General features: G+C 73.8%; 5 protein-coding genes. 2 read left to right on the top strand and 3 right to left on the bottom strand.

The features are described 5' to 3' along the window. Nucleotides 1–40: 40 nt before the first annotated feature. The 3 genes from ACQKIP_RS38735 to ACQKIP_RS38725 are packed head-to-tail and all read right to left on the bottom strand — an operon-like array spanning nucleotide 41 to nucleotide 3,392. Nucleotides 41–892: an ABC transporter permease subunit gene (locus ACQKIP_RS38735; RefSeq protein ID WP_365862345.1), complete on the bottom strand. Its 852-nt coding sequence runs from the start codon at nucleotides 890–892 to the stop codon at nucleotides 41–43. Beyond that, nucleotides 889–2,430 (bottom strand): DUF1349 domain-containing protein, encoded by a 1,542-nt coding sequence (locus tag ACQKIP_RS38730; protein ID WP_365862347.1) that lies wholly within the window; start codon nucleotides 2,428–2,430, stop codon nucleotides 889–891. The genes ACQKIP_RS38735 and ACQKIP_RS38730 overlap by 4 nt, the downstream gene beginning before the upstream one ends. Continuing rightward, the gene (locus tag ACQKIP_RS38725) at nucleotides 2,427–3,392 is read right to left on the bottom strand and encodes an ABC transporter ATP-binding protein (RefSeq protein ID WP_365862349.1); all 966 of its coding nucleotides are present in this window, start codon (nucleotides 3,390–3,392) and stop codon (nucleotides 2,427–2,429) included. Before ACQKIP_RS38725 ends, ACQKIP_RS38730 begins: the two co-directional genes overlap by 4 nt. Nucleotides 3,393–3,655: 263 nt before the next feature. Between ACQKIP_RS38725 and ACQKIP_RS38720 the strand changes: the two genes are divergently transcribed. Together ACQKIP_RS38720 and ACQKIP_RS38715 are read left to right on the top strand one after the other, a co-directional pair. After that, nucleotides 3,656–4,828 (top strand): sensor histidine kinase, encoded by a 1,173-nt coding sequence (locus tag ACQKIP_RS38720; protein ID WP_365862351.1) that lies wholly within the window; start codon nucleotides 3,656–3,658, stop codon nucleotides 4,826–4,828. Next, a partial coding sequence (locus ACQKIP_RS38715; RefSeq protein ID WP_427745220.1) for a response regulator occupies nucleotides 4,825–5,322 on the top strand: 498 nt, incomplete at its 3' end. The genes ACQKIP_RS38720 and ACQKIP_RS38715, both read left to right, overlap by 4 nt.

Raw genomic sequence — 5,322 nt, 5'->3', positions numbered from 1 at the left:
CTCGCGCACTGTCCATGGGCGAAGGTCCCGGGGCCTGCCCTCAGGCATCCCGCATGCGCAGCACCGCCCCGCCCGCGAGCAGCGCCGCGCCCGCGTACAAGGCGAGCACCCCGATCCCGGCCCACGGCCCGATCGGCAGCCGGTCCAGGTCGACGGTCGACTGGATCGCGAGCCCGGCCGTCGCGGGGGCCGCCCGCCGCGCGTAGTCCTGCCAGTCGGGGTCCGCGAGCAGCCCGGCGAGCAGCGGAAAGGCGTAGAAGAGGCCGAGGACCGCGGTGACGGCGGTCGCCGTGTCGCGCAGCGCGGAGGCCGCGCCCAGGCCGATCAGCGCGGCGAGCGTGAGGTAGAGGACCGTGCCGACGGCCGCGCGCAGGACCGGGCCTTCGGTGAGGCCGGGCATCACGAAGCCGTCGGCGGAGAGCAGCATCCGGCCCGCCAGGAGCGAGCCGATCACTCCGACGGCGCCGGCCGCCGCCGTCAGGGCGCACAGCACGAGGGCCTTGGCGGCGAGCAGCCGCAGGCGGCCCGGCTCGGTCGTCAGCGTCGTACGAATGGTGCCCGTGCCGTACTCGCCGCTCATCGTGAGCACCGCGAGGACGACGACCGCGCCCTGACCGAGCCAGACCCCCGTGAGGCTGAGCTTGACGGTGTCCTCGTGGCACTGGGCCGGGACCGGGCAGTCCCCGGCGGTCAGCGACGCGGCGGTGGCCGCGCCCGCCAGGACGGTCAGGGCCACCACGGCGAACAGGAGCCACCAAGTGCTGTGCAGCGTACGGAGCTTGGTCCACTCGGCATGCACCGCGCCGAGCGCCCGACCATCCCGCAGGCCCGCCCCGCGACCGTCCCGCACACCCGCCCCGCGGCCCTCCCGCACCCCGCGCCCGGCGTTCACGCGTCCCTCTTCCGGATGCGCCACACCGCGACGGCGAGCAGCACGACGGCGTACGCGGCCAGCGTCGCGATACCGGTCCACGCGCCCTGCGGATAGCAGCCGTCTTCCGGGAGGCACAGGCTCGCCACCTGGTCGTAGCGCGGCGTCGTCTCCTGGATCGCGAACCCGGCGACCGGCGTGAGCCGTTGCAGCCACTGCGAGAGGCCGAGCGGCAGCACGCTGACCAGGATCAGCGGCAGGACGATCACCACGACGACGGTGGTGATCGCGGCGGCGGTGCTGCGCAGCAGCGCACCGAGCGCCAGGGCGAGTACGGCGATCAGGGCGAGCAGGGCCGCGGTGCCCAGCACGGCACGCAGAACGGGACCGTCGGCCAGCGAGAATTCGGGGAACCGCGGCGGCTTGTGACCGTTCGCCCGCAGCACGGGCATGCTGAGAAGGAACGAGGCGACGGACGCCACGAGCCCGGCGGCGAACGCGACGGCGCCGATCACCACCGCCTTGGCGACCAGGACCCGGCCGCGCCGCGGACTCGCCGTGAACGTCGTGAGGATCATGCCCCGCCGGTACTCGGCGGTGATGAACAAAACGCCGAGCGCGGCGATCAGGACGAGCCCCAGCTGCGAGCCGTTCAGGGCGGTCGCGACGAGGTCGGGCTGCATGGGCGCGCCGGGAGCGATGTCACCGGAGCCGGTGATCGCGAACGTAGTGCCGCCGGGGCCGGAACGGCGCAGCTCGCCCTGGTCGCGGTGGGCCGGGCCGCCGCCTGCCCCGCCCACGTCGGTCCGCCGCCAGTCCTCTCCGCTCGCCGCGCCCTTGACCGTCACCTCGTCGAAGCGCGCGGTGGAACGCGACGGGTGGTCGCTGACCGACACATTGCCGAACTCGCGCTTCGTCGACTGGACGTCGGGCGACGCCACGAAGAGACCGACCGGGACCGCGCCCGTCGACTTGTCGAGCCCGGCGGTGCCGGTCTTCTCCCAGTCGCGGCCGTCGGCCGACGTGTACGCCGTGACCGTGCCGCCCGACCGGGTCAGCCGCAGCCAGTGCGGCTCGTCCGCGGACGCGGCGCCGCCCGCAGCATCGCGGGTGAAGTCGTGCTGGAAGCGCACCCCGTGGCCGGGGGTGATCATCAGCGCCGCGTAGTCGGACCCGCTCTCGGTGTTCTCCTTGACGATCACCCCGGCCTTGGCCCAGCCGGGCGCCCGGTCCTTACCGACGCCGGTGGGACCCGTCACCCGTGCCGTGATGCTGCCGTCGGCCGGCAGCGTGCGGTGCACGAAGGTGAAGTCGTCACGGATGGAGACGCCGCCGGGACCGGTGGGCGGGGGCGCACCGCCGCCCGCGATCTGGACGCCCGAACTGGACGCGGAGAAAAGGGAGATGAGCACGGTCACCAGGACCCCGGCGAGCAGGGTGAGCCCCCAGCGGCGCACCGTGCGCAGTTTGGTCCACTCGGCGCGCAACAGCTGCGGGAAGCCGTCGTGGCCGGCCGTCACCGTGCCGGAACGGCGGGGCGGCGTCATGGTGGTCGTCATCGCGAGCCCTCCCCGACCGGAGCCTCCGCGGCGAACTCCACGTCGCCCCTGGTCAGTTCCATGTACGCCTCTTCGAGCGTGGCCCGGTGCGCGGCGACCCCGGAGAAGGCGACGCCGGCGCCGCCGAGCAACTCCACCACGCGCGCCGCTTCCAGACGGGAGACGGTCAGCGTGTCCCGTCCGGTGGCCGCGACACTCGCCCCGGCGCCCGCGAGGACGGTCATCGCCGTCGCCCGCTCGGTCGTCCGCACCTCGACGCGGTCGCCGGACGCAGCGGCAAGGAGCTCTCGTACGCTCGTGTCGGCGATGACGCGCCCGCGGCCCACCACCACCAAGTGGTCCGCGGTGTCCTCCAGTTCGCTCATCAGGTGACTGGAGACGAGCACGGCACGCCCCTCGGCCGCAAGGGACTTCAGGAAGCCGCGGATCCACCGGATGCCCTCCGGGTCGAGCCCGTTGACGGGTTCGTCGAAGAGCAGCACCGGCGGATCGCCGAGCAGCGCCGCGGCGATGCCCAGACGCTGCCGCATGCCGAGCGAGTAGCCGCCCGCCCTGCGCCGGGCGGCCTGCCCGAGCCCGACGAGTTCGAGGACTTCGTCGACGCGCCGCGCCGGCAGCCGGTGCGAGTGCGCCATCCACAGCAGATGGTCGCGTCCCCGGCGGCTGGGGTGCACGGCGGCGGCGTCGAGCAGCGAGCCCACTTCGAGCAGGGGGGTGCGCAGCTCCCGGTAAGGGCGCCCGCCGATGAGGGCGCCTCCCTCGTCCGCGGAGTCCAGGCCGAGGACGATGCGCATGGTGGTCGACTTGCCGGCGCCGTTGGGACCGACGAACCCGGTGACCTGGCCCGGCGTGACGGTGAAGGAGAGGCCGTCGACGGCGGTGACGGAACCGAACCGCTTGCGCAGTCCGCGCACTTCGATGGCCGCTTCGGAACCATCGGTTGTTGCTGTGATGCCATCCATGGGAAGCGAGGCTAGAGACGCCGGGCCCGCGGGTCGTCACGCGGTGGAGCCGTCTTCGTATCCCTCACGTGAGGGACTCCTACGGGCCCTCGGCCGGTGACAATGAGCGCGTGAGGGCGAAATCTTCCAGAGCGGGATCCAGAGCGGGATCCAGAGCGGGATCCAGGGCGGGACTCGGGGCGGGGGCCGCGGCGGCGTTCTCGGCGGTTTCCTCGGCGGGGTTCGGACGCGGTCGCCTCGCGCGCCGGCCGGAGACTCCGGTAGTGGCCGCGACGCTGCTGGCGGTCGGCGCCGTGAGCGAAGTACTGCTGCGCGCGGACGGAGAGGTTCCGCTGCCCCTGGCCCTGTCGCTCGCGTTGGGGACGACGCTGCCGGTCGTGGTGCTCACGAGCGGGAACATCGCGTCGGCCGCCGGATCGGCCTTGGGCCGAGCGCACTCCACCACCCCCATGAGGCTGCCCCGTGGTCTCTTCGCCGCCGCGGCCGTCGTCGCCGGTGCGGCGGGCATGCTCTCCCTCGCGCCGTTCCATGTGCTGACGGTCGCCGGTCTGTGCGCGCTGCTCGTCGCGCTGCATCAGACCGGACGCCGGGGTCTGAAGTACCTGGCCGCCCTGCTTCCCCTGCCCTTCATCGTCTACGCGGCCTCCGGCGCGGGGCACGGGACGCTCGCCGTCCTGACGGCGGTGTGCGCCGCCGTCGCCGCCGGTATCGGTCTCGCGGGGAGCGCGCGGGACACCGCCCTCGTGCACAGCGCGGCCGAACAGGCCATCGCGGACACGCTTCTGGAACACGCCGCGCGGGGCGAACGGGCCCGTATAGCAAGGGAGTTGCATGATGTCGTCGCCCATCACATCTCGATGATCGCGGTGCAGGCCGAGACCGCCCGGCTGACCACCGAGGGACTGCCCGCCGTCGGCGCCGAGCGCTTCCTGGCCATCGGCGACACCGCCCGCACCGCGCTCACCGAGATGCGCAGACTGCTCGGCGTGCTGCGCGAGGACGCGGGGGACAGCGCCGCGGACCGCAGGCCACAGCCGGGCCTGGAACAGCTCGGCGAACTCGTCGACGAGGCGCGCGACGCGTCGGCCGCCGCCGTGCGCCTCATCGTCGAGGGGCCGGTACGCGCGCTGGATCCCGGCCTCGAACTCACCGCGTACCGCATCGTGCAGGAAGCCCTCACCAACACCCGGCGGCACGCTCCGGGCGCCGCCGTGGACGTCGAACTCCGCTACAGCCACGACGCGTTGCGTCTGCGCGTGCGCGACAACGGGCCGAGCCCGCACCTGCCGGCCGGCCTCGGCGAGGGGCACGGCCTGGTCGGCATGCGGGAGCGCGCCGCGATGGTCGGCGGCGAGCTGCGTGCGGGGCCCGCGAGGCGCGGCGGTTTCCTGATCGAGGCGACGTTCCCGGCGCCGGTGAGGGAGCATGCCGCATGAGCAGCCCCAACGCTTCAGGCGCACCCGGCACTCCCGGTGACCCCAGTGCCCCCGAGGCTTCCCGTGCCCCCGGCACTCCCCGTACCCCCGGCACCCCCAACGCCGCCGCACCCCTGCGCCTCGTCATCGCCGACGACCACGAAGTCGTGCGCGCCGGATACGCCGGACTCCTCGCCACCCAGCCCGACTTCACCGTCGTCGGTACGGCCGCCGACGGCGCGCAGGCGGTCGAGCTCTGCCGGGAACTGCTGCCCGACCTGGTCCTGATGGACGTACGCATGCCGGTGATGGACGGCATCGAGGCGACCGGGCGGCTCGCCGGGTCCGGCACGCGCGTGCTGATCCTCACCACCTTCGACCTGGACGAGCACGTGTACGACGCCCTGAGCGCGGGCGCCGCCGGCTTCCTGCTCAAGGACGTCACGGCCGAGCGCCTCTTCGACGCGGTACGCGTGGTGGCCGCGGGCGAGGGGCTGCTCGCCCCCACGGTGACC

It is taken from the genome of Streptomyces sp. NPDC059900 (assembly GCF_050270335.1).
Classification (GTDB): Bacteria; Actinomycetota; Actinomycetes; order Streptomycetales; family Streptomycetaceae; genus Streptomyces.
Note: the sequence above shows the minus strand (reverse complement) of the source record. Positions and strands in the feature narration are given on the sequence as shown.